General features: G+C 43.1%; 28 protein-coding genes and 1 other annotated feature. Of the genes, 27 read left to right on the top strand and 1 reads right to left on the bottom strand.

Going from position 1 to position 22779, the window contains the following annotated elements; all coding sequences use genetic code 11:
* The first annotated feature begins 78 nt into the window (after window positions 1-78).
* The 26 genes from R2B77_RS01410 (at window position 79) to R2B77_RS01285 (ending at window position 20810) form a co-directional block, all read left to right on the top strand.
* Window positions 79-693: a Maf family protein gene (locus R2B77_RS01410; RefSeq protein WP_203246790.1), complete on the top strand. Its 615-nt coding sequence runs from the start codon at window positions 79-81 to the stop codon at window positions 691-693.
* 16 nt (window positions 694-709) lie between these two features.
* The gene (gene radC, locus R2B77_RS01405; protein ID WP_212391307.1) at window positions 710-1384 is read left to right on the top strand and encodes a RadC family protein; all 675 of its coding nucleotides are present in this window, start codon (window positions 710-712) and stop codon (window positions 1382-1384) included.
* Between the two features lie 164 nt (window positions 1385-1548).
* Window positions 1549-2565, top strand: coding sequence for a rod shape-determining protein (locus R2B77_RS01400; RefSeq protein WP_322555620.1), 1017 nt, complete (start codon window positions 1549-1551; stop codon window positions 2563-2565).
* A 19-nt stretch (window positions 2566-2584) separates the two neighbouring features.
* On the top strand, window positions 2585-3472 hold the full coding sequence (mreC, locus tag R2B77_RS01395; protein WP_203246792.1) for a rod shape-determining protein MreC: 888 nt from the start codon (window positions 2585-2587) through the stop codon (window positions 3470-3472).
* A complete protein-coding gene (gene mreD / locus R2B77_RS01390) occupies window positions 3469-3993 on the top strand; it encodes a rod shape-determining protein MreD (RefSeq protein WP_203246793.1) in 525 nt (174 codons plus the stop codon). Before mreC ends, mreD begins: the two co-directional genes overlap by 4 nt.
* 21 nt (window positions 3994-4014) lie before the next feature.
* Window positions 4015-4686 (top strand): septum site-determining protein MinC, encoded by a 672-nt coding sequence (gene minC, locus R2B77_RS01385; RefSeq protein WP_203246794.1) that lies wholly within the window; start codon window positions 4015-4017, stop codon window positions 4684-4686.
* A 1-nt stretch (window position 4687) separates the two neighbouring features.
* On the top strand, window positions 4688-5485 hold the full coding sequence (minD, locus tag R2B77_RS01380) for a septum site-determining protein MinD (RefSeq protein ID WP_203246795.1): 798 nt from the start codon (window positions 4688-4690) through the stop codon (window positions 5483-5485).
* A gap of 137 nt (window positions 5486-5622) precedes the next feature.
* Window positions 5623-6189: a hypothetical protein gene (locus tag R2B77_RS01375; protein WP_203246796.1), complete on the top strand. Its 567-nt coding sequence runs from the start codon at window positions 5623-5625 to the stop codon at window positions 6187-6189.
* Window positions 6186-6797, top strand: coding sequence for a site-2 protease family protein (locus R2B77_RS01370; RefSeq protein WP_203246797.1), 612 nt, complete (start codon window positions 6186-6188; stop codon window positions 6795-6797). The genes R2B77_RS01375 and R2B77_RS01370 overlap by 4 nt, the downstream gene beginning before the upstream one ends.
* Before the next feature lie 45 nt (window positions 6798-6842).
* Window positions 6843-6917 (top strand) — a sequence feature (ribosomal protein L21 leader region).
* A gap of 13 nt (window positions 6918-6930) precedes the next feature.
* Window positions 6931-7239, top strand: coding sequence for a 50S ribosomal protein L21 (rplU, locus tag R2B77_RS01365; protein WP_203246798.1), 309 nt, complete (start codon window positions 6931-6933; stop codon window positions 7237-7239).
* 6 nt (window positions 7240-7245) lie between these two features.
* Window positions 7246-7575 (top strand): ribosomal-processing cysteine protease Prp, encoded by a 330-nt coding sequence (locus tag R2B77_RS01360; protein WP_203246799.1) that lies wholly within the window; start codon window positions 7246-7248, stop codon window positions 7573-7575.
* Between the two features lie 12 nt (window positions 7576-7587).
* On the top strand, window positions 7588-7878 hold the full coding sequence (gene rpmA / locus R2B77_RS01355; protein ID WP_179392075.1) for a 50S ribosomal protein L27: 291 nt from the start codon (window positions 7588-7590) through the stop codon (window positions 7876-7878).
* Window positions 7879-8052: 174 nt separating this feature from the next.
* Window positions 8053-8571: a Spo0B domain-containing protein gene (locus R2B77_RS01350; RefSeq protein WP_203246800.1), complete on the top strand. Its 519-nt coding sequence runs from the start codon at window positions 8053-8055 to the stop codon at window positions 8569-8571.
* Between the two features lie 11 nt (window positions 8572-8582).
* Complete coding sequence (obgE, locus tag R2B77_RS01345; RefSeq protein ID WP_203246801.1) at window positions 8583-9869, top strand: GTPase ObgE; 1287 nt, start codon at window positions 8583-8585, stop codon at window positions 9867-9869.
* 50 nt (window positions 9870-9919) lie between these two features.
* Entirely contained in the window at window positions 9920-10375 is a 456-nt protein-coding gene (locus R2B77_RS01340; RefSeq protein WP_203246802.1) for an ACT domain-containing protein, read from the top strand.
* Between the two features lie 15 nt (window positions 10376-10390).
* Entirely contained in the window at window positions 10391-11278 is an 888-nt protein-coding gene (pheA, locus tag R2B77_RS01335; protein WP_203246803.1) for a prephenate dehydratase, read from the top strand.
* Window positions 11279-11424: 146 nt separating this feature from the next.
* The gene (locus R2B77_RS01330; protein WP_203246804.1) at window positions 11425-12459 is read left to right on the top strand and encodes a LysM peptidoglycan-binding domain-containing protein; all 1035 of its coding nucleotides are present in this window, start codon (window positions 11425-11427) and stop codon (window positions 12457-12459) included.
* 7 nt (window positions 12460-12466) lie between these two features.
* Window positions 12467-13336, top strand: a complete 870-nt coding sequence (locus R2B77_RS01325; protein ID WP_203246805.1) for a phosphotransferase — start codon at window positions 12467-12469, stop codon at window positions 13334-13336.
* Window positions 13337-13348: 12 nt separating this feature from the next.
* On the top strand, window positions 13349-14071 hold the full coding sequence (locus R2B77_RS01320; RefSeq protein WP_203246806.1) for a YebC/PmpR family DNA-binding transcriptional regulator: 723 nt from the start codon (window positions 13349-13351) through the stop codon (window positions 14069-14071).
* 237 nt (window positions 14072-14308) lie between these two features.
* Window positions 14309-15544 carry an ATP-binding protein gene (locus tag R2B77_RS01315; RefSeq protein ID WP_203246807.1) on the top strand — a complete coding sequence of 412 codons (1236 nt, stop codon included), beginning with the start codon at window positions 14309-14311 and terminating at the stop codon, window positions 15542-15544.
* A gap of 266 nt (window positions 15545-15810) precedes the next feature.
* Entirely contained in the window at window positions 15811-16413 is a 603-nt protein-coding gene (ruvA, locus tag R2B77_RS01310; protein WP_203246808.1) for a Holliday junction branch migration protein RuvA, read from the top strand.
* An 88-nt stretch (window positions 16414-16501) separates the two neighbouring features.
* Window positions 16502-17512, top strand: a complete 1011-nt coding sequence (gene ruvB, locus R2B77_RS01305) for a Holliday junction branch migration DNA helicase RuvB (protein WP_203246809.1) — start codon at window positions 16502-16504, stop codon at window positions 17510-17512.
* Between the two features lie 29 nt (window positions 17513-17541).
* Complete coding sequence (gene queA / locus R2B77_RS01300) at window positions 17542-18594, top strand: tRNA preQ1(34) S-adenosylmethionine ribosyltransferase-isomerase QueA (protein WP_203246810.1); 1053 nt, start codon at window positions 17542-17544, stop codon at window positions 18592-18594.
* Complete coding sequence (gene tgt / locus R2B77_RS01295) at window positions 18594-19733, top strand: tRNA guanosine(34) transglycosylase Tgt (RefSeq protein ID WP_203246811.1); 1140 nt, start codon at window positions 18594-18596, stop codon at window positions 19731-19733. The genes queA and tgt overlap by 1 nt, the downstream gene beginning before the upstream one ends.
* Window positions 19734-19773: 40 nt before the next feature.
* Complete coding sequence (gene yajC / locus R2B77_RS01290; protein WP_203246812.1) at window positions 19774-20046, top strand: preprotein translocase subunit YajC; 273 nt, start codon at window positions 19774-19776, stop codon at window positions 20044-20046.
* A gap of 122 nt (window positions 20047-20168) precedes the next feature.
* Window positions 20169-20810 (top strand): DUF421 domain-containing protein, encoded by a 642-nt coding sequence (locus R2B77_RS01285; RefSeq protein WP_203246813.1) that lies wholly within the window; start codon window positions 20169-20171, stop codon window positions 20808-20810.
* 3 nt (window positions 20811-20813) lie between these two features.
* Here the strand turns inward: R2B77_RS01285 and R2B77_RS01280 are convergent, their stop codons facing one another.
* Window positions 20814-22325 carry a putative polysaccharide biosynthesis protein gene (locus tag R2B77_RS01280; protein ID WP_203246814.1) on the bottom strand — a complete coding sequence of 504 codons (1512 nt, stop codon included), beginning with the start codon at window positions 22323-22325 and terminating at the stop codon, window positions 20814-20816.
* A 95-nt stretch (window positions 22326-22420) separates the two neighbouring features.
* Here R2B77_RS01280 and R2B77_RS01275 point away from each other — a divergent pair, with 95 nt between their 5' ends.
* Entirely contained in the window at window positions 22421-22744 is a 324-nt protein-coding gene (locus R2B77_RS01275) for a post-transcriptional regulator (RefSeq protein ID WP_203246815.1), read from the top strand.
* Window positions 22745-22779: the final 35 nt, after the last annotated feature.

Genomic DNA, 22779 nt, shown 5'->3' with positions numbered 1-22779 from the left:
AAATTTAATATTTGTTTTTCCGGTACAATTCCCACACTTCTTATTATCCAGTATGATTGGGAAAAGGGGGAATGAATGATGAAATTCACAAATGCTCGACCTATTATTTTAGCTTCTGCATCGCCGCGACGTAAGGAGATTTTAAGTCTACTGGGATTACCATTTACAGTACAACCGAGTCATGTTTCAGAGGATATTGAGATGACCACCGATGATTTTGCAGGTTATGCAAGGGAGTTGGCTTCCAAAAAGACCATGGCAATTGCCGAGGATTATGGCGATCATATCGTCATTGGAGCAGACACGATTGTTGTTCACGAAGGAAAGCATTACCCGAAGCCGGAAAGTAAGGAACAAGCCAAACTTTTTTTACGGGAGCTTTCTGGAAAAACACATGCGGTGATTACAGGTGTTGGTATTTTCGTTGGCGGGACTCTACGCGTTTTTTCAGTCGAAACAGCTGTTACTTTTCGCGAGTTAGATGATATTTTACTAGATGCTTATGTAGAGTCTGGTGATCCGATGGACAAGGCGGGAGGCTATGGTATACAAACAGCCGGCGCTTTGCTCGTTGAAAAAATTGAAGGGGATTATTTTAATGTGATGGGCTTACCGATTGCTCGGTTGACAGAGCATTTACGTAGACTTGCTTTAATTAATTTAAAGGAAGGTGACCCATTCATTGACTATTGATCTTCAGCCTAAAATGATGATTCGTGATGTACATATTGCGGACAGACCACGAGAGAGACTTATCAGCCAAGGGGCAAGTAGCTTGTCCAATCAGGAACTCATTGCAATATTGTTGCGTACAGGTACAAAGGATGAATCAGTGCTGGTACTTGCAAATCGTATCCTTTCTTCGTTCGACAAAATCCAAGACTTAAAAGATGCTACGATTGAAGAAATGATGGCTGTTAAAGGTGTCGGTAAAGCTAAAGCGGTTCAGCTGCTTGCGGCTGCTGAAATTGGTAAACGATTGTATCGCAAGCATTCCGATGGACGTTATACAATCCGTTCTCCGGAAGATGCGGCCGCTTACTTAATGACTGACATGTCGTCTTTGAGCCAAGAGCATTTTGTCGTTCTTTTTCTTAATGTCAAAAATGAAGTACTTCATAAGCAGACGATTTTCATCGGCAGTTTAAATTCAAGTATCGTACATCCAAGGGAGATTTTTCGTGAAGCAGTTAAACGTTCAGCGGCCTCAATAGTTGTGGCTCATAATCATCCGAGTGGCAACCCTGCGCCGTCTCCAGAGGATATTGAAGTGACGAAAAGGTTAATGGAAGCGGGGGCAATTATGGGTATCGAAACGCTTGATCATATTATTATTGGTGATCACCAATTCGTCAGTCTGAAGCAGAAGGGCTATATGGATTAGGTTTTTTGAGGGGGTATTTTTAAGCAGTCAGAAAGAAGTGGAAATAGTATTAAAGCTTTCCTATTGCGTTTGACACTGTAAATTTGTTCTCCAATCCGTTATACTAGGTTGTATGATTTCATGAAGGCCGTAATTGAGCGGTTATGGAGAAAGGAAGAACAGTCTTGTTTGGATTTGGAGCAAAGGATGTCGGGATTGACCTCGGCACAGCAAATACATTAGTTTTTATTAAAGGGAAGGGGATTGTCCTTCGGGAGCCCTCGGTAGTAGCAAAAAATATTCATTCGGGTGAAATTGTAGCAGTTGGTAGTGCTGCAAAAAATATGATTGGTCGTACGCCAGGTTCTATCGTGGCAACTCGTCCGATGAAAGATGGCGTAATTGCTGATTTTGAAATTACAACAGCAATGATTGAGCATTATATGAAGGAAGCAATGAGAACGGCGGGTAGTTCATTTAAAAAGCCGAATGTGATGATTTGTGTTCCTTATGGCATTACATCCGTTGAACAGCGTGCGGTGACAGATGCTGCGCGTCAAGCTGGTGCCAAGGATGCATTTACGATTGAAGAACCATTTGCAGCAGCAATTGGTGCGAATCTTCCAGTCTGGGAACCTACGGGAAGTATGGTCGTCGATATAGGTGGAGGAACGACAGAAGTTGCGGTTATTTCACTTGGGGGCATCGTTACGAGCGAGTCGATTCGTGTCGGTGGTGACACGATGGATAACGCGATCATTAGTTTTATTCGAAAGACCTATAATTTGACAATCGGTGAACGGACGGCTGAAGCCATCAAAATCGAGATCGGTTCTGCAAAAGTGACGGACGACCATAATAAGATGGAAATTCGTGGGCGTGACCTGTTAACAGGCTTACCGAAAACGATTGAAATTTCTTCAGATGAAATTGCGGGTGCATTACGCGAATCAATTACACAAATTATTGATGGTGTGAAGAAAACGCTTGAAACGACACCACCTGAACTGTCTTCAGATGTGATGGAACGTGGAATCGTGTTGACAGGCGGGGGCGCATTGCTTCAAAATCTTGACAAAATCATTTCTGATGAAACGAATATGCCAGTCTTTATCGCGGAAGAACCACTCGATTGTGTAGCTATCGGGACGGGTAAGGCACTTGATAATTTTGATTTAATCAAAAAAATGCAAACTAGATAAATGAGGGAGGATACAGGCAATGCCGCGATTTTTTTCAAATAAACGATTGATATTACTGCTCGTTGGCGTAATTGTCCTCGTAGCATTAATATCATTCTCCCTCAAAGACCGGCAGAACGCCTCACTCCCAGAACAAATTGTGAAAGACGTCGTCGGCTTCGGACAATCATTATTCTCGAAGCCGGCGCATTATATGACAGGTGTCATTGGGAATATTGATGGGATTTTAAATACATATGAAGAAAATAAGCGTTTGAAAATGAGGCTAAGTGAATACGCCTCCAACCAAGCGAAGCTGACAGATATGCAGGCGGAAAATGAGCGGTTACTAGGTATTATCGGGAAGGAAGATGATTTACGTGCTTACAACCCGATTCATGCAACTGTCATTTCTCGTAATCCTGATCAGTGGGAAGAAAAAATTATTATCGACAAAGGTAAAGAGCATGGCATTGAGAAGAATATGGCGGTCATTACGGCCAACGGCTTAATTGGAAAAGTTGTGCTTGTTAATACATTTACGTCAACGATTGAATTATTATCGACTGAAAATCATAATTTCCGTGTCGCTTCGGTTATTCCTGGAAAAGAACCTGCATTTGGGCTGATTGAAGGGTATGATCGTCAGCGAAGCGAGCTTATTATGAAACGGATCGATTCGAGTTTTACGATTGAAGTTGGTCAGCAGGTCGTGTCATCTGGTCTTGGTGGGATTTTTCCGAAAGGGCTTCTTATTGGAGAAGTGACAGAAATTTCGACGGATGATTACGGATTGACGAAGCTAGTCTATATCCGCCCAGCAGCAGATTTTAAAATGCTTGATCATGTAATGATAGCGAAGAGGGTATCCGTTATCGATGAGTTTGGGACAGATAGTGATGGTACTGAGGGGGAGGAAGGATCATGATCCGATTCGTCATCCCTCTCATTGCCGTTTTATTATTTTTCTTAGAGCCCGTCTTTAGCCTTTTTTCACCTATAGAAATCAATGGAATGCGCTATACGCTTGTTCCGCGCTTTGTTATCGTGTACCTTATCTTTATAGCCGTCTATTATAATCGGCGATATGCTATCATATATGGAATTGTGCTTGGACTCTTGTATGATATGTTCCACATTGATATTATTGGACTATATGCATTTCTTTTTCCGTTAGTTTGTTTTATCGCTACGCTAATTATTCACCAGATTCATCGACATATTTTGACGGTGATGTTTTTAGCGTTATTTCTAATAGCTGTTCTTGAGCTATTGTCCTACTTTTTTGCGAGTCTTGTTTCATTGACAACAATCGGATTTGACGAATTCGTCACCGACAGGCTTATCCCAACAATGATTGCCAATTCGTTTTTTGTCGGCATGTTCGGTTTGTTATTTAAGAATTTTATAGATAAAAAAGGATTGCAACGCCAAGGCGCAATTGATTAGAGAGAACGCGGGGTGACGCAAATGACGAAACAGCAATATGTAACAATCAAAGGGACGAAGGATGGTCTAATCCTGCGCCTTGACGATAAATGCGCCTATTCGGATATGATTGCGGAGCTTTCTAGGAAAGTAGAGGAAAATAGCCTGGAGGGACTGGCAGAAGTTCAGGTCCATACAGGTAACCGCTATTGTAATGAAGATGAACTAAAGGAAATTATGGGTACGATTCATAAATCTCCTCATTTACGTGTTTCAAAGATTCAAAGTGATGTCATTACAATGGAAGAATGCAATCGGAAAGTACTGGAGAAACAATCTGAAACGTATATCGGTATCGTCCGATCTGGGCAGGTTGTGAAGGCGGATGGGGATCTCGTGGTGATTGGAGATGTCAATCCAAATGGTCGTGTCGTTGCAGCGGGTAGTATATTTATCCTCGGTCGACTTAAAGGAATTGCGCATGCGGGCGCCAATGGTAACGAAGAATCAGTCATTGCCGCCTCGTGGCTAGAAGCAACTCATCTTATCATCGCCGACAAAACGGAAACGATGACAGATGAATTGACAGTCTTGTCGGAGCGTCCAGAAATGGAATGCGCTTATTTGCATCCAAATGGCTCCATAGCCATTAATCGTCTTCAGGAGCTTAGAGTACTTCGACCAGGTCTATCGTCATTCAAAGGAGGAAGCTAATGTGGGAGAAGCAATTGTAATAACATCTGGTAAGGGTGGGGTCGGAAAAACAACGACATCCGCAAATCTAGGAACTGCATTGGCCCTTCAAGGCAAGAAAGTCTGTCTCATAGATACCGATATTGGTCTTCGGAATCTGGATGTCATTCTCGGACTTGAGAATCGAATTATCTACGATCTTGTAGATGTGGTCGAAGGACGCTGTAAGGTGCAGCAAGCTCTTGTAAAGGATAAACGTTTTGAAGATGGCCTGTTTTTATTGCCAGCTGCGCAGACGACTGATAAACATGCAGTGAATCCAGAGCAAATGAAATTGCTGGTGACGGAGCTAAAGCGAGATTATGATTATATTTTGATAGATTGTCCTGCAGGTATTGAACAGGGCTATAAAAATGCTGTCGCAGGAGCGGACCGTGCGATTGTCGTGACAACTCCGGAAATTTCAGCTGTCCGTGACGCTGATCGCATCATTGGCTTGTTAGAGCAGGAAGATATCGAACCGCCTAAACTCATTATTAATCGCATTAAACGGCAATTGATTTCGTCCGGTGAGGCACTCGATGTCAATGATATTACGTCCCATTTATCGATTGATTTGCTGGGTATTGTGCTGGATGATGAAAATGTCATCTCTTCTTCGAATAAAGGAGAGCCAATTGTGATGAACCCGTCCAATCCGGCAGCCATTGGTTATCGCAACATTGCACGCCGTATCCTTGGCGAATCTGTCCCGCTTATGTCGCTCGACACTGGTAAGCCCGGATTTCTCGATAAAATCAAATTGATATTTGCAAAATAATCTTCCCCCTCGATGTGTTTATTGCATCGGGGGGTTAGTCTTGTTTTGGGAGTTGTGATAGGCTCAGGCATTCCTATGTAAACAAGCATTTATTCACCCAACAAGTCATATACTGAAAAAAACGGGTGGTGTGACCGATGAGGTGGAGGACAAAGTGGTTGGTGGCAATTGTGTTAACGCTTGGGGTGATTGGAGTGGCGAAGCTAGAGGAGGCGGAGGTGATCCGGCGACCTGTTACGCAATACATTACATCGGGGCAGGATTTTTTGGTCGTGAAAAAATGGGTGGCCTCGATCATGAAGGAAACAGAGGCCGATAAAATTGCGGTGACTGCAGGTGCAGAATCGGATGACCCTTTTTCGTTGTATGAATCAATGCAACCTTATAAAAATGGCGTGCTCGTCTCATATACAAATCCATTATCAATTACCGCACAAGGACGAGGACTTGTTGTTTTTACGGGCTTCACTCGTGAATCGGGCAAGACGATCACGGTACTCTACGACAATGGAGATGAAGTGACCTATGGTTTTGTGGGTACGATTCCGATACTACCCTATACTGCGGTAAAAAAAGGGGACACGCTGGCGCTAATGGAAGAAGGAGCGATTTATCTACTTGTGAAGCGTGATGGTGTGGCGTTGGATGTATCTTTACTGCCAACTTATCTCTCGGGGGATACTCCAGTGGATGTAAATGAATGAAGTTTAGGCTTCATCCCGTACTTATACCTTTATTTTTATTTCTGATCATGACGGGAGATATATCTGTCTATGCAATTCTTTTCTTATCGCTGCTCATTCATGAGGCAGGTCACCTAATTGCGGCATATGCAACAGGGATGCGCGTTCGATCATGTATCATTATGCCGTATGGCGGCGAATTAGTAATTAGCAATCGTCAATTAGAGCCTAGAAGAAATCGGTTGATTGTTGCACTTGGCGGGCCGTTAGCAACGGTTTTGTTACTAGGATTTGCGTTGTGGATCCCATTTCCTGGAGATGACCAAGTCGTTCGGATTCAACTGGTATTGCTGGCTCTGAATTTGCTACCCATTTTGCCGCTAGATGGTGGACAAGCAATTTGTGCGTTGCTCGAAACAGATGGCTCTGAGTATCGGACACGAGCACTTTTTCTAATCCATTCTATACTGTTTATATGTGTTATAATCCTTCTTTTAATTTGTGGTTTTCCAAAAACGCTACCTTATATGCTGCTTGCATTATTTCTGCTAATCCAAAATATTTCTACCTTTCGTTTCAGGAAGTATGAAAAAGCATATATGGAAATAAAATTAAAGCGGTTGACGTAATATTTTTTTTATGGTAATATTCAAATGTTATTGTTTGTAGCACCCGTGCTACTGCAACCGCGCTAATAAGGTACAAGTATCCATTATGGATCACCTTGGAAGGCGAGTCTGAGTTTATAGAGGAGGTGCAAGTATGTACGCAATCATTGAAACTGGTGGTAAACAAATCAAAGTTGAACAAGGCCAGGAAATCTACATCGAAAAAGTAGCTGGTGAAGCTGACGAAGTCGTCACTTTCGACAAAGTTCTATTCGTAGGTGGAGAAAACGTGAAAGTCGGCGCTCCATTCGTGGAAGGTGCTACTGTAACGGGTAAAGTTGTTAAACAAGGTCGTGCTAAAAAGATCACTGTTTACAAATACAAGCCGAAAAAGAACTATCACAGAAAACAAGGTCATCGTCAGCCATACACGAAAATCGTCATTGACGGTATTAACGCGTAAGCCGGCATGATTAAAATCATCATCAATGAACAATCTTCCGGCCACATCCATTCATTTGAGATGAAAGGCCATGCTGATTTCGCGGAACATGGAAAAGACCTTGTCTGTGCTGGAGCATCTGCAGTATCTTTTGGTGCTGTCAATGCCATCATTGCACTTACAGGCAAAACCCCTGACATCCATCAAGGAGAAGACGGTGGTTATTTGAAAGTCATTTTTCCGGAAAACGATGAAAAGGATTACGATATACAGTTAATCTTAAAGGCAATGATTGTCTCATTACAGACGATTGAACAAGACTATGGGCAACATATAAAACTTATCTTCAATAAGTAGGAGGTGGCATACATGCTACGTTTGGATCTCCAGTTTTTCGCATCGAAAAAAGGGGTAGGTTCTACTCGGAATGGTCGTGACTCTCACTCGAAACGTCTTGGCGCAAAACGCGCAGATGGACAATTCGTGTCAGGTGGCTCAATCCTTTATCGTCAGCGCGGAACGAAAATTCACCCAGGTGAAAACGTCGGTCGCGGTGGTGACGATACACTTTTCGCAAAAGTTGACGGCGTCGTTCGTTTTGAACGTTTTGGTCGTGACAAAAAGAAAGTTAGCGTTTACCCTGAAGTTCAGGAAGCGTAAACATATGAGAGAAAGGACTGCATATGATGTGCAGTCCTTTTTTTATTGCATGGAATATAAAGATGTGTAAAAGACAGTCGAACGCCAAGGAGTAAATGGTGGATAGTCTGAATTGGCGAAGCGGGGTAGAAAAATGTTATACTATAAAGATGAAAATGTTGGCGGTGAATGACAATGGGAAACGATAAGCTGACTTTGATAGAAGCGCTGAAATTTGCAAGACATGATTTTTTGAATGAACTTCAGTTAATTTTACTGTATATCGATCTTGGTAAACTACCGGAGGCCAAACAAAAAATTATGGAAACGACGGATGCGATGCGCCAAGCAGCTATGTTAGAAAAACTTGGACTACCAGCTATTGAAACGTGGCTCGTGACGTTTGATTGGCTATACAGCATGTTTCCTAAAACTTTAACTTCGACGATTACACCGGGCATTCGCAATGTGGATGATGAAGTAGTTGTGGCATATTTGGAACAGGTATTTCAGATGGCGGAAAAAAAGGTGGATCCCACATCTGATTATGAAGCGCAGATTGAGGTCAATGCTTCAGCGACGAGTTGGTCGATTACAATCATTGTCAACGGTGTGATGGATCATATGCTTGCAGCACCAGAAGTAACAGGTCCCTTCAGCGTAGAAGAAACAATTTCAAAACATCAATGGACGTTCACAATCCGTGGACAATAGGAGGAAAATACATGTTTGTCGATCACGTAAAAATTTATGTTAAAGGCGGTGACGGTGGTGATGGAATGGTTGCGTTCCGTCGCGAGAAGTATATCGCATACGGCGGGCCAGCCGGTGGCGATGGCGGTAAAGGAGCAGACGTCGTATTCGTCGTGGATGAAGGCTTGCGCACACTGATGGATTTCCGTTATCAACGTCACTTTAAAGCGCCGCGCGGTGAGCATGGCGGCAGTAAAAGTATGCATGGAAAAAGCGCTACAGATATGGTTGTCAAAGTTCCTCCCGGTACAGTTGTGACAGATGTTGAAACAGGTACGATCATCGCTGACCTTGTTGAGCACGGACAAACAGCTGTTATTGCTAAGGGAGGTCGTGGAGGACGCGGGAACTGTCGATTCGCGACGCCACAAAACCCAGCCCCAGAGCTATCTGAAAAAGGGGAACCAGGTGTCGATCGCGAAATTAGCCTGGAATTGAAAGTACTTGCGGATGCGGGACTTGTCGGCTTTCCGAGTGTTGGAAAATCGACACTCTTATCAGTAGTTTCTTCTGCAAAGCCTAAAATTGCGGATTATCATTTTACGACGTTGGTGCCGAATTTGGGAATGGTTGAAACAGAAGATCATCGTGGATTTGCACTCGCTGATTTACCTGGTTTGATTGAAGGGGCACATGAAGGGATTGGATTAGGTCATCAGTTTTTACGGCACATTGAACGGACGCGGGTTATTATCCATGTAGTTGATATGTCTGGACTGGAAGGTCGCGATCCATACGAGGATTTCGTAACAATCAATGAGGAATTAGCGCAATATAATTTACGCTTGACAGAGCGCCCGCAGATTATTGTTGCAAATAAAATGGACATGCCTGATGCGGAGGATAATCTCAAAGCATTCAAGGAGAAATTGGCTAATCCAGATGCTTTAATCTTCCCGATTTCTGCTATTACAAGAAAAGGGTTGGATGAGTTGCTATTTGCGGTTGCAGATTTACTGGAAGTGACGCCTGAATTCCCAATGCATGAAATTAAAGACGAGGAAGAGCATTCTGTTCTTTACAAGCATGAGTCGGAAGTTGACTTTGAAGTAACTCGTGATGATGATGGGGCATTCGTCTTATCTGGTTACACGATTGAGCGTCTGTTCAGAATGACAGACTTCAACTTCGATCAGTCTGTTCGTAAATTCGCAAGACAAATGCGTGGTATGGGTGTCGATGATGCCCTTCGCGAGCGCGGTGCTAAAGACGGCGATACGGTTCGCATTCTTGAATTTGAATTTGAGTTCCTCGAGTAATCGGGGGATTATTAGAATAAGGATGTACTGTGAAACAGGGGGCTAACTGTATGAAGCAATTGGGGGCAGGTCATTTTTACCTTGTTAGAGAAGATGTGCTGACAGAATCTATGCAAAAAATGCTGGAGGCAAAAAGACTTTTGGCGAGCGGAGAAGAGTCGACGATACAAGATGCGACAAAAAGAGTCGGTCTATCCCGTAGTGCATTTTATAAATACCGCGACACCGTTTTCCCTTTTGAATCGATTGCGCGCGAACGAATCCTAACGATCTTCATCCAACTTGAAGATCGAAAGGGATCGCTTGCGACATTATTACAAATTATTTCAGAGGCAAAATGTAATGTCTTAACGATTCACCAAACAATACCTGTGCAAGCGCGTGCTAATATTACATTGTCGCTTGATGTGACAGAAATGGAAATCAAAATGGAAGAGTTTCTGCAACGTTTAAAAGTACCTGATTTTGTAGATTCAGTCAATTTGATCAGCTCAGGTTCGTTGTGAAAGGAGAATGACTGTATGACAGATGAAAAATTCAAGCCGACAGTTGCTTACTTGGGACCTGAAGCATCATTTACGCATGTAGCAGCAAGTACACTTTTTGGAGGCACTTCGGGCTTAGTGTCACATCCGACAATACCTGATTGTATAGAGGCTGTTTCGGCAGGTCACGTCGCATATGCCATCGTGCCGCTTGAGAACGCCTTGGAAGGCTCTGTGCCGCTCACAATAGATTATCTGTTCCATGGGAGTGAGCTGTTCATCAATGCTGAAATTTCGATACCGATTGAGCAACATTTGATGATTAATCAGAAGCAAATTCCTTTTGTAGATGAAATCCAGTCTATCAATTCTCACCCACACGCACTTGCGCAATGTCATAAGTATTTGCAGTATAATTTTCGGCGGGTGCCATTAATTCAAACAACTTCAACGGCCGCCGCAGCAAAATATATTTCTGAAAATCCAGATGAAAAAATTGCAGCGATTGGTAACCGACTAGCTGCCAAAAAATACGATCTACATATCATGGAAGAAAATATTCATGATTTCCATTTTAACCACACGCGCTTTGTCGTTTTATCGTTGCGAAAAGAGTGCTTGGAAAATGAAGGTCATTCTGCCAAGTTGAAAACGACTTTCATGGTGAAGCTGCCAGAAGACGACCGATCTGGGGTGCTTCACCAAGTGTTATCTGTTTTTGCGTGGCGTCGGCTTAATTTAAGCAAAATTGAATCAAGGCCATTGAAAACGGGTCTTGGCAATTATTTCTTCATCATCGACGTGTTGGAAGCAGATGATCATCCGATGATGCAAGGGGCAATTGAGGAGCTTACTGCGCTCAATTGCTCTGTGCGCTCCTTTGGCTCCTACTTTACATACGACCAATTACCGTCGCATCATTGAAAAATGATGCAGACGGTTTTCTTTTTATTGAATAAAATGCCCACGCTGGCATATATATAGCGAGAGGGGACATCACATTCAATATGTGCGTCACAAAGACGGGCGTCCGTTCATACGATGGATTGACGGAAGGGGGAAGTTTTTAAGTGGAAGTCCATATTGTTGTAAAAGGGGATACGCTATGGAAGATTGCGCGTCAATATGGTATCCCGTTTGAAGAGTTAAAGCGAGCCAATGCACATCTTGCTAATGCAGACTACATCGTACCTGGGATGAAAATATTTTTGCCGAAAAAAGTCCATGGAGGAAAGCAAGAGCACGTCAAGCATCCCGAAAAAGGAAAGGTGCCGATGAAGCCAATCGAGCCAGCACCAACGCCGGCGCCACCGCTTCCTAAGCCGCCAACACGCCCAGTACAATCAAAACCGAAACCAACACCGCCAGTACAATCAAAACCGAAGCCGACACCAACACCACCAGTGCAAATGCCACAACCGTTGCCGCTACCAACACCGTCGTTACCAGCGCAACCACCAGCACCAGTGCCACCACCTATACCTGCACCGGTACCACCAGCCCCACCTGTACAAACAATGCCGGTACCGCCGTTCGTGCAGCATATGCATCCGATGATTGGGATTCCGTGTGGCTGGATGCCGATTTTCGATGCCGACTGTTACCCGTTTATGCATTCGGGACAAATTCAAGCGATGCCACAGCCGACACCACCCGCTTTTGAGCAACCAGCACCATTGCCATCAACACAGTTCCCAATGCAAGAGGAATCATCGCTATTCCCTAGTCGCGGACCTGCAACAGAGCCAGTTCCGTTCCCGTTACCGACTCCTATGATTGACGGCTGGCAATTGATTGAATCACCTGATCATCTATTTGAAGAATCGCCAAATCTGGATTTAGAGCCTGCCGCATGGTGCCCACCTGAGCAAAGCTATATTCCGCAAGCGATATCGCCAGCTTACCAACAAGACTTACCTATGATGCCATATCCATCCTTCCACCATGGATGCGGTTGCGGAGGACAACAACCATACCAACAGCAGCCTATGATGATGATGCCGATGTATTACGGTCCTCTTTGTAATTGTCATTCATCCATGCAACCAACACCTTACCAAATGATGCCTACTTACCAGGGCACAAATTGGTACGGATCGTATTGATAGACGAATGGCACTGGGAGGGAAATCCGAAAAAATAAAAGAAAATGTATGGAAGCTGGAGCGGGGAGGTCAGTATTTTTCGGCAAAGCGCTATCAATCAGGCTCTACCGCTATGAAGGTCAATTATATACATGCCGTGCTTCAAGAAATAGAGTTTCCGCATACTGTGCCTGTTATACACGAGGAAGACCGCCTGCTATTTATCCAACCTTGGTTGGAGGGTGCCAAGGCCGTTAATTTCAGAAAAAGGGCTGATCGAACAGACTCACTTGCGGCTCTTCACGCACTTCACGGTACCAAAGTGCAACATGATTGGCACGCCTCACCCTATTTGCATCCCTATCCTTTGCTGACGAAGTGGGAGGATAGAATCATTCGTTTTCGCGATTTGAGTGGCGCATGTGAAGCGTATATTGGCAAAGGTAAGGTCGACGAAATATTATTTTATGCATTGAATGCCATTACCATTATCAAAAGGGTATATAAGGATCAAATGAATGGTACGCTCCTACATGGGGATGTTGTTCATCATAATATAATGCGAGATTCGACAGGTATCATTCGATTTATAGACTTTGATCTTGCATGCACTGGACCCGCCGGTACTGAAATTGCACTGTGGATTCATCGTGTGTTACCGCAAATCGACTATGACCTTGATTTTTTGTTGGATGAACAGCCATCTTTACAAAAGTTAGATCAGGCATCTAAAACGTTACTTCTTTTTCCGAATGAATTACTCCGTGAGTGGTTGTACTTCTTCACGCTTTCCCCTTCGAGTAGGGAGAGGCAGGCAAAGAAGCTAATCCCTTTTACAGAGTCCGCACTCTCGCATTGGCCAAAATTATGGTATGATGTAGAGCGGATAAACATATAGGGGGTAGTCGGTATGGCAGGCCATTCCAAGTGGAAGAATATTCAAAACCGTAAAGGTGCACAAGATGCAAAACGAGGTAAAATTTTTCAAAAGATGTCTAAAGAAATCTTTGTTGCTGCAAAATCAGGCGGACCAGAAGTTGAATCAAACGCTGCGCTTCGACTAGCAATCGAAAAAGCAAAAAGTGTTAATGTTCCAAACGACGTTATTAAACGGGCGATTGATAAGGCGACAGGTACTGGTTCCGATGAGAACTACGAAGAAGTGATTTATGAAGGTTATGGACCGGGTGGAGTCGCCGTACTTGTCTATTGTCTAACGGAAAACCGTAACCGAACAGCTCCAAATGTGCGCGTCGCATTTAATAAAAATGGTGGCAGTCTTGGAGAAAGTGGTTCAGTCGGATACATGTTTGACCGCAAAGGCCGTCTTTTCATTGAACGGACGCATAGCACTGATGAAGACACAGTGATGATGGCGGCTCTTGAAGCAGGTGCGGATGACATTGAATCGACAGAAGAAGGCTTTGAAATTGTAACACAGCCATCTGACTTTTTAACGGTGAAGGAAGCACTTGAGGCAGAGGGGATTATATTCATTTCTGCGGAAATCGAGATGATTCCGTCGATGTATACAGAGCTTTCGGCTGATAATGAAGAGCTGTTTGACAAGATGCTTGAAGCGCTTGAAGATGACGATGATGTCCAGGACATCTACCATAATGCAGCGGAGTAATAGTTGAATAGAATGAATATGGATACTCATCTACTGAATAAGAATGGCTTACATTCTGACGGTGGATGGGTATTTATCTTTCGTCTGTTTGGAGCTTTGGTTGGATACTACAGCTGTTGACGGAAGAATAATGAGAAATCTACATATCGAGGCGATAAATAGTGTACAATTCTAAAGGATGTTAACATATGCATACATGTTGATTGTGTAATCAGCGCCACAGGAAGGAAGTTTAGCTTGATTGAAACATTATTGTTAAATGTCCTATTTTTACTTTTACCGGTTTTAATAGCTGTCATTTTCTTTGAGGATAGATTAACAAAAAGTAATGAGTCTATACTTATTTCCCTTTCCTCAGTTGCACTTATTTTTTGTATGGCTTTCCCGTTTACTTTAGAAACGGGGTTTATTTTTGATTTGCGATATATTCCATTTATCATCACAGCATTATTTGGTGGCTATAAAATGGTTTTCCCTTTGTACCTCATACTCAATAGCTATCGTTTTTTTATCGGTGGGGAAGGGATTTATCAATCACTCATTTTTTCAACGGTTATTTTTATTATCGTTCCATTTTTGAGTGGGAAATTTATGAAAAAACAGGCCGAAAGTAGAATTGTTTATGCGACAGTTGTCGCACTCTTTGTCATGGCATCTTACTTTTTTACGTTAAGCTTTAATTATACGAATTTGACGGGCGAATTTGTGAGACTAGCTGTTTATTCGCTGGTTATTCATAGTGTTGTAATAGCGCTTATTATGTTTTTGATCGAAAAGGTCATCTCTAATGTGAAAACACGAGAAATCTACTTACGGTCTGAAAGATTGAAAGATATTGGTGAATTGTCAGCAAGTATTGCTCATGAAATAAGAAATCCATTGACGGTCACGAACGGATTTTTACAACTTTTACAAGGATCAAAAACCATAACAACTGAAGAAAAGAGCTATATTGCGTTTTCGTTGAAAGAATTGGAGCGCGCTGAAAAAATTGTCAGTGATTTTTTGGCTTTCTCAAAACCGCAATCGGCAAATATGGTTTACGCTACTCTAAAAGAAGAAATCATGTATGTAGAAAATATTATGAAACCCTACGCTAAGATGAATCAAGTGGATATACAAGTTCATTTTACGAATTCATTGAAGAAAAAATATGATGGAAATCAAATGAAGCAGTGCTTTATCAATTTGGTTAAAAACGGGATTGAAGCGATGAAAGAAAATGGTGGAACGCTGTCAATTGATGTAGCAGAACACAAGAAAAACATTATTATAAAAATTAAAGATAATGGAGTAGGTATGACCTGTGAAGAAGTTTCGCAGCTAGGGAAACCTTATTATTCTACAAAAAAAGAGGGAACCGGTCTTGGTATGTTGATGGTTTACAGCATGGTTAGTAATGTAAGAGGAAAGATGGATGTAGAAAGTACAGTAGGGAAAGGGACGACTTTTCTGATTACAATCCCGGTTTGACTTTGATTGCGATTCAGGAATGTAGAAAATGCGTTCGTATGGTATAATCAGTTCTGACTTGATTCAGCAAAAATCCCCCACATATAAAAGTGGTGTGATGAGTGATGAAAACTTTTCAAACAGTGAGAGTTCAAATCTCTTGCTGATTCAAGTCAGGCCTCCGGCGGATGTCAGGGATTTTGAAGGGAGTTAATTGTGCAAGCACAATTCAAAATCCCGACGCAATCACACCGAGGCGTGATTGATTCGTATAGGGGGCAGATATGATGTACGACTACATAAAAGGGCAGATTACGCGTGTGACGCCGGAGTATATTACCTTGGAACAAGGTGGCATTGGTTGGCTAATAATGACACCGAATCCGTATGCGTTCCATAAGACAGAGGATATTCAACAGGTGTTTACGTATTTGCATGTTCGTGAAGATATACAGTTACTGCTTGGCTTTAAGTCATTGGAGCAGCGCGAGTTGTTTAAAAAGCTGATTACTGTTTCTGGAATAGGTCCGAAAGGTGCTTTGGCGATTCTTGCCAGCGGTATTCCATCGCAAGTAATTGGAGCGATTGAACGGGAAGACGAAACGTTTTTAGTTCAGTTTCCGGGGGTTGGAAAAAAAACCGCTCGTCAGATGATTCTCGATTTAAAGGGCAAGTTGCATGATTTGTTCAGCGAAATTGATATGCCAGATGATGATGTGACGCTGCTAACGATGGCGGAAAATGGTGCACTTGATGAAGCTATATTGGCATTGGAGGCACTTGGCTATTCGCAACGTGAATTAACGAAAGTGAAGCCGAAGTTGGAAAAAGAAGAGCGAGATACAGAAGGGTATATGAAATTGGCATTGCAGTTATTGTTGAAACAGTAAGGAAGGAGTGATTTTTATCCTTACCCAAGGAAGGATTGATTTTATCCTTCCATAATAATGACGGCTAAGCTAGAGAGGGGGGCAGACGATGGAGGAACGGGTCATTTCAGGGGAAGTTTCTAATTTTGATGAACGTTTTGAACAGTCGTTAAGACCGCAGTTTCTCAACCAGTATATCGGCCAGGAAAAAGTGAAGGATAATCTGGGTATTTTCATCGAGGCGGCAAGAGGGCGTAGTGAGAGCTTGGATCATGTGTTGTTGTATGGACCACCGGGACTTGGTAAGACAACACTTGCTAGTGTGATTGCCAATGAAATGAACGTCAATATTCGGATGACAAGTGGGCCAGCGATCGAACGTCCTGGTGATCTTGCAGCGGTCGTTTCATCATTGGAACCAGGCGATGTGTTATTTATAGATGAAATTCACAGGCTAAATCGAGCGATTGAAGAAGTGCTATATCCTGCAATGGAAGATTTTTGCCTCGATATTGTTGTAGGCAAAGGTCCATCTGCACGGTCGATCCGTTTGGATTTGCCACCATTTACGCTAATTGGAGCGACAACGCGTGCTGGAGCTCTGTCAGCGCCTTTACGGGATCGTTTTGGGGTACCTCTGCGTCTTGAATTTTATGAAGTGGAGCCACTGAAAGAAATTGTTGTGCGTAGTGCAGGACTTTTTGAGGTGGAAATTGAGGAGCGAGCAGCTGTTGAAATTGCGCGTCGTTCGCGTGGTACCCCGCGCATTGCCAATCGGCTTTTGCGTCGTGTGCGTGATTATGCCCAAGTGAGGGGTAACGGCAATATTACCGAAACAACAGCGCAGCAAGCACTTGAAATGCTGCAAGTTGACTCGCATGGCTTGGATCATATTGATCATAAGTTAATCACGGGCATGATTGAACGCTTTCGCGGAGGACCTGTTGGGATTGACACCATTTCAGCGAGTATTGGCGAAGAGTCTGTGACGATTGAAGATGTTTATGAGCCATATTTGTTGCAGATTGGTTTTATCCAACGAACACCGCGTGGGCGAGTGGCGACACGCCTAGCGTATGACCATTTTGGTTATATAGTTCCGGAACAAAACAACTTTTAATTTTAGAATAAAGGGAGATTTTATAGACGATGGATGTCAATGAATTCGATTTTGATTTACCAGAACAGCTGATTGCACAAACGCCACTTGTAGACCGCACGGCAAGTCGCTTGATGGTGCTCGATAAAGTAACGGGACAAGTGCAGCATCGTCACTTTCCTGACTTGCTAGACGAGCTTGAGGCAGGAGATATTGTCGTGTTAAATGATACGCGAGTCCTGCCAGCACGTTTAATGGGTGTAAAAGAGGACACAGGTGCTACAATTGAAGTGCTTTTATTAAAGGAAATAGGCGATGATGAGTGGGAGACACTTGTGAAGCCTGCAAAGCGTGTTAAACTGGGAACGATTGTCACATTTGGCGATGGTCGTTTAAAAGCGGAATGTACAGGGATTCAGGCGCAAGGTGGACGGACGTTCAAATTTATCTATGACGGGATTTTCTATGAAATACTAGATGCGCTTGGACAAATGCCATTACCACCGTATATTACAGAAACGTTAGATGATCAAGCGCGTTATCAGACGGTGTTTGCGAAAGAGCGTGGCTCGGCGGCTGCACCAACAGCCGGGCTACATTTTACGAATGAAATTTTAGACAATATGCGTGCGAAAGGCGTACAAATTGCATTTATTACCTTACATGTAGGTCTTGGAACGTTTCGTCCAGTGAGTGCGGATACGATTGAAGATCATACGATGCATTCGGAGTATTATCAGGTTTCGCAACAAACGGCAGATGCTATTAACGGGGCAAAAGAACGAGGCGGTCGCGTCATCGCGGTAGGAACAACGTCATCGCGAACGTTGGAAACCATTGCTTCGGCAAATGATGGTAAAATGATTGCGACAAGTGGCTGGACTTCAATCTTCATTTATCCGGGCTATACGTTTAGCATTGTAGATGGCCTATTAACCAATTTCCATTTACCGAAATCGACACTTATTATGCTCATTTCGGCATTGGCAACGCGGGAGCATATTCTCGCAGCATATCAACAGGCGGTTGAGGAAAAATATCGCTTCTTCAGCTTTGGAGATGCAATGTTCATCAAACCGTCACAAAGGAAGGAATTACAGTAATGGCAGCAATCACATATGAACATATTAAAACTTGTAAACAGACGGGGGCGCGTCTAGGTATCGTCCATACGCCACATGGGTCATTTGAGACGCCTGCATTCATGCCAGTCGGCACACAGGCAACCGTTAAAACGATGTCACCAGAGGAATTAAAAGATATTGGTGCGGGCATTATTTTAAGTAATACGTATCATTTATGGCTCCGTCCAGGTCATGAAATCATTAAAGAAGCGGGCGGCTTGCATAAATTCATGAATTGGGACAGACCTATTTTAACTGATTCAGGCGGTTTCCAAGTGTTTTCACTGAGCAAATTCCGCAAGATTGAAGAAGAAGGTGTTCATTTTAGACATCATTTAAACGGTAGTAAGCTGTTTCTGAGTCCTGAAAAAGCGATGGAAATTCAGAATGCGCTTGGGCCGGATATTATGATGGCTTTTGATGAATGTCCACCATTCCCAGCGACGTATGAGTATATGAAGGCGAGTGTGGAACGTACATCGAGGTGGGCAGCACGTTGTTTAGAGGCTCACGCACGTCCTGATGAGCAAGCGTTATTCGGTATTGTTCAAGGAGGAGAGTTTGAGGAATTGCGTAAGCAGAGTGCGAAAGATCTTGTTGCACTTGATTTCCCAGGCTATGCGATTGGTGGATTATCCGTCGGTGAGCCGAAAGATATTATGAATCGTGTTCTGGAGTATACGACGCCTTTATTACCAGCAGACAAGCCGCGTTATTTAATGGGAGTTGGTTCTCCTGACTCGCTCATTGACGGTGCCATCCGCGGTGTCGATATGTTTGACTGTGTGCTACCAACGCGTATTGCTCGTAACGGTACATTGATGACGAGTGAAGGTCGCTTAGTTGTCCGCAATGCGAAGTATAAAAATGATTTCGGTCCACTTGATAAAAACTGTGATTGCTATGCTTGTAAAAATTATAGTCGGGCCTATATTCATCATTTAATTCGTACGGAAGAAACGTTTGGTATTCGCCTGACGACGCACCATAACCTCCATTTCTTGCTCAATTTAATGGAGCAGGTCAGGGATGCGATTCGTAATGACCGGCTCGGAGATTTCCGAGAAGAATTTTTTGAAAGCTATGGATTTAACAAACCGAATGCAAAAAACTTCTGAATCTTGTATAATGAATCATGGTTGAAAGGGGGATGAAATAATGGAAGGTTTAGCTGGATTATTGCCGTTCGTGGCGATGTTCGCAGTGATGTGGTTTTTGTTAATCAGGCCGGCGCAAAAGAGACAGAAAGCGACGAAGCAGATGCAAAGCGATTTGAAACGCGGAGATCATGTCATTACAATTGGTGGAATTCACGGAACAATCGATGCTGTCGATGACTCGTCGGTATTCCTTAAGGTTTCTGAAGGCACAACACTGCAATTCGATAGACAAGCAGTTGGACGTGTAACAGAGTCTAAAGCAGGTCTATAAGTAAAAGAAGAGGCGATTGTCTAGATGGAATATTTCCTTCTAGGCAGACGCCTCTTTTTCTATATGGATTGTGTATATTAGCCGCAGTATAAAGGGCATCCTTCAAAAAAGGGAGGATTGTTATGCACGACTTATTGATTATAGGCTATAGAACTGTATTGTTATATATCCTCATTGTCATTATTTTACGAATTATGGGGAAACGGGAAGTTGGAGAGCTTGGCGTCATTGATGTTGTTGTATTTGTCATTATGGCTGAAGTGGCAGCATTTGCACTCGATTCCCCTGATCAAAAACTGCTACAGTCAATTGTACCAATGCTCATTTTATTGGCCATTCAATTATTATCTTCCTTCATTTCATTAAAGAGTAAAACATTTAGGAATACTGTAGATGGCGAGCCAACAATTATTATTCGGCATGGTCAAATAGTGGAACATGAAATGCGAAAACAGCGCTATAATTTGGACGATTTATTTCAACAGCTACGAGAGCAACAAATTGGCTCCGTTCACGAAGTTTCTTTTGCCTATTTGGAGCCGTCGGGGAATTTATCGGTATTCAAGCATGATGCTATTCAGCCCGTACTTTCGCTTATTTCTGATGGCGTTATTCAGCGTAAGCATCTAGAGCTAACAGGGCAAACAGAAGAATGGCTTAAGCAGGAATTGAATAACCAAGGAATTCATGATGTACAGCAGATCTTTTATTGTACATTTGAAAATGGTGAGCTGAAGTATCAGTTGAAGGAGAAATTTCAATAAACGTTACCTAATGAGTTTTTTTAATTGCATGAAGTCGTTTTTTTTCACTTGCCCCGTTAAAATAAGAATGACAAGTAGAAATAATGCTGTGATGATGCATTCCATGATGAGCCCAACATTGCCGATGGGGATGAAAATTGGGCGCATGATGGCAGTCATGATGAAGGATGCGTAAGGCATGGCGAACATGGTGAAGCCGGTTGCCGTCGCTTTATTTTTGCGCAGTGTCGCTATATGCAGAAAAGATGTGATGAGTACACCGAAACCGATTGCTAGGACGGCACCTGTCACTTGTAAACCTGGCTGTGAGGCGAGGATAAACATGACGCCAAGCTTAGCGATGCCACCATAGACGGAGTTCATCATCCCTGCTTTGGCATCACCTGTTGCTTGTAAAATTGAGTAGAGAGGGCTTTGGATATAATAAAAGAAAAAAATCGGGGCAAGTAAGGTCATAAAATCTGCCCCTTCCGACACATGAAACAGTTTTTCTGCCAGTGCCTGTCCGTGGACATAGAAAACCGCCGCTGCAAAAGCTCCTGTCAATGCCGATAATCGGAGAGATAAGTGAATCCGTTCTCGTAATTTCCCTTTATTTGTCGAAGCAGCTGCGCCACTGACTGCCGGTACAAGGACGACAGACAAGGCATAAGGGATAAAGGATGGAAACAGCAGTAATGGAATGAGCACGCCAGAGATGATGCCGTAAAGTGACGTGGCGGCGATGGCGGTAACTCCTGACATGGCTAAGGCACGAAGAAAGATAATCGGCTCTAAAAACCAAGTAAACGTTCCGAATAACCGGCTACCGGAAGACGGTAGCGCGATTGCAAGCAATGGCTCCATCGGATAGCGTTTTGTCTTTTGCTGTTCTTTCGGTGCACGCTTTTTCCGTTGCTGGTACTTGAACATTAAGTAGACAAAAGAAAATAGCTCTGCCAGCAGCGTGATGCCCATTGCGTAGGCGGCATTCATAGCGGTATTGTCACTGATAAGAAGAGATGGTAACAGCCAAGTGATAAGAATAATTCGTACAAATTGTTCGATGAGTTGTGACCATGCTGTTTCTTCAATACGTGCAATTCCTTGAAAATACCCACGGATTAACCCGCCAATTGCAGCGATAGGGACAATGGCAATACCTACATATAACGTGGTCGAGGAGGCGGCGTTACCGAGAAGCGTCTCCGATAAGTAAGGTACGAATAAAATCGAGGCTGGGATAAATACTGCACTTGTTAAGATGGTAATAAAGGTCGCTGTTTTCATAACAGCAGGTAGTTTGACTGTTTCTCCTTTAGTATCTAACTCTGCAATTACTTTAGCGATGGCAATTGGGACGCCAAGTTGGACAAGTGATAGGAAAAAAATGAAAGCAGGATAGGCGGTCATGTAAATTCCGACGGCCTCTTCACCTGCAATTCGCATGAATTGAATCCGGAAGACGAATCCCAAAAGTTTAGACAGGAAGACAGCGACCATCAGAACGACTGTCCCGCGGATAAATGATGACAAGCAAAACAACTCCTTCCTAATTCCGGACATTTCATATACACTAAACGTATGCAAAAATGTACGTACTTACGACTGTCGATGAAAGGAATGGGATAATGACACGACAATATGAACCACTGTTCACCCAAATGCTACCTGTGATAGAAAGTAAAAAGACTGAATTTCATCTTTATGGCTATCCGACAATAACAAACGAGGACATTTGGACATTCTGTGTCCAAAAAAAATGGCGTAAAAAAGAAATCGAAACAATGAAAATACACGAAATGGTCAATGAAATCTTACGTGTAACCCCTGCTGAGTTTATGACATTTACGCATATTGAAGAACAACGAGGCTCCGATAATTGGTTCGCGGATCTTAATAATGAGGAGTTCAGAACGTTATTAGCCCCTGTTCAATCAAAGGAAGAGATATGATATACTAACAACCGACCATTTGACACATAGGTGGT

The sequence above is a fragment of the Sporosarcina beigongshangi genome (genome assembly GCF_033485195.1).
Taxonomy (GTDB): domain Bacteria; phylum Bacillota; class Bacilli; order Bacillales_A; family Planococcaceae; genus Sporosarcina; species Sporosarcina beigongshangi.
Note: the sequence above shows the minus strand (reverse complement) of the source record. Positions and strands in the feature narration are given on the sequence as shown.

Bases quoted from the DNA above. Each gene is read 5' to 3' on its own strand.
- R2B77_RS01410 (WP_203246790.1), top strand. From the start codon at position 79: ATGAAATTCACAAATGCTCGACCTATTATTTTAGCTTCTGCATCGCCG.
- radC (WP_212391307.1), top strand. From the start codon at position 710: ATGATTCGTGATGTACATATTGCGGACAGACCACGAGAGAGACTTATC.
- mreC (WP_203246792.1), top strand. From the start codon at position 2,585: ATGCCGCGATTTTTTTCAAATAAACGATTGATATTACTGCTCGTTGGC.
- mreD (WP_203246793.1), top strand. From the start codon at position 3,469: ATGATCCGATTCGTCATCCCTCTCATTGCCGTTTTATTATTTTTCTTA.
- minC (WP_203246794.1), top strand. From the start codon at position 4,015: ATGACGAAACAGCAATATGTAACAATCAAAGGGACGAAGGATGGTCTA.
- R2B77_RS01375 (WP_203246796.1), top strand. From the start codon at position 5,623: ATGAGGTGGAGGACAAAGTGGTTGGTGGCAATTGTGTTAACGCTTGGG.
- R2B77_RS01370 (WP_203246797.1), top strand. From the start codon at position 6,186: ATGAAGTTTAGGCTTCATCCCGTACTTATACCTTTATTTTTATTTCTG.
- rplU (WP_203246798.1), top strand. From the start codon at position 6,931: ATGTACGCAATCATTGAAACTGGTGGTAAACAAATCAAAGTTGAACAA.
- R2B77_RS01360 (WP_203246799.1), top strand. From the start codon at position 7,246: ATGATTAAAATCATCATCAATGAACAATCTTCCGGCCACATCCATTCA.
- rpmA (WP_179392075.1), top strand. From the start codon at position 7,588: ATGCTACGTTTGGATCTCCAGTTTTTCGCATCGAAAAAAGGGGTAGGT.
- R2B77_RS01350 (WP_203246800.1), top strand. From the start codon at position 8,053: ATGGGAAACGATAAGCTGACTTTGATAGAAGCGCTGAAATTTGCAAGA.
- obgE (WP_203246801.1), top strand. From the start codon at position 8,583: ATGTTTGTCGATCACGTAAAAATTTATGTTAAAGGCGGTGACGGTGGT.
- R2B77_RS01340 (WP_203246802.1), top strand. From the start codon at position 9,920: ATGAAGCAATTGGGGGCAGGTCATTTTTACCTTGTTAGAGAAGATGTG.
- pheA (WP_203246803.1), top strand. From the start codon at position 10,391: ATGACAGATGAAAAATTCAAGCCGACAGTTGCTTACTTGGGACCTGAA.
- R2B77_RS01325 (WP_203246805.1), top strand. From the start codon at position 12,467: ATGGCACTGGGAGGGAAATCCGAAAAAATAAAAGAAAATGTATGGAAG.
- R2B77_RS01320 (WP_203246806.1), top strand. From the start codon at position 13,349: ATGGCAGGCCATTCCAAGTGGAAGAATATTCAAAACCGTAAAGGTGCA.
- ruvA (WP_203246808.1), top strand. From the start codon at position 15,811: ATGTACGACTACATAAAAGGGCAGATTACGCGTGTGACGCCGGAGTAT.
- ruvB (WP_203246809.1), top strand. From the start codon at position 16,502: ATGGAGGAACGGGTCATTTCAGGGGAAGTTTCTAATTTTGATGAACGT.
- queA (WP_203246810.1), top strand. From the start codon at position 17,542: ATGGATGTCAATGAATTCGATTTTGATTTACCAGAACAGCTGATTGCA.
- tgt (WP_203246811.1), top strand. From the start codon at position 18,594: ATGGCAGCAATCACATATGAACATATTAAAACTTGTAAACAGACGGGG.
- yajC (WP_203246812.1), top strand. From the start codon at position 19,774: ATGGAAGGTTTAGCTGGATTATTGCCGTTCGTGGCGATGTTCGCAGTG.
- R2B77_RS01285 (WP_203246813.1), top strand. From the start codon at position 20,169: ATGCACGACTTATTGATTATAGGCTATAGAACTGTATTGTTATATATC.
- R2B77_RS01275 (WP_203246815.1), top strand. From the start codon at position 22,421: ATGACACGACAATATGAACCACTGTTCACCCAAATGCTACCTGTGATA.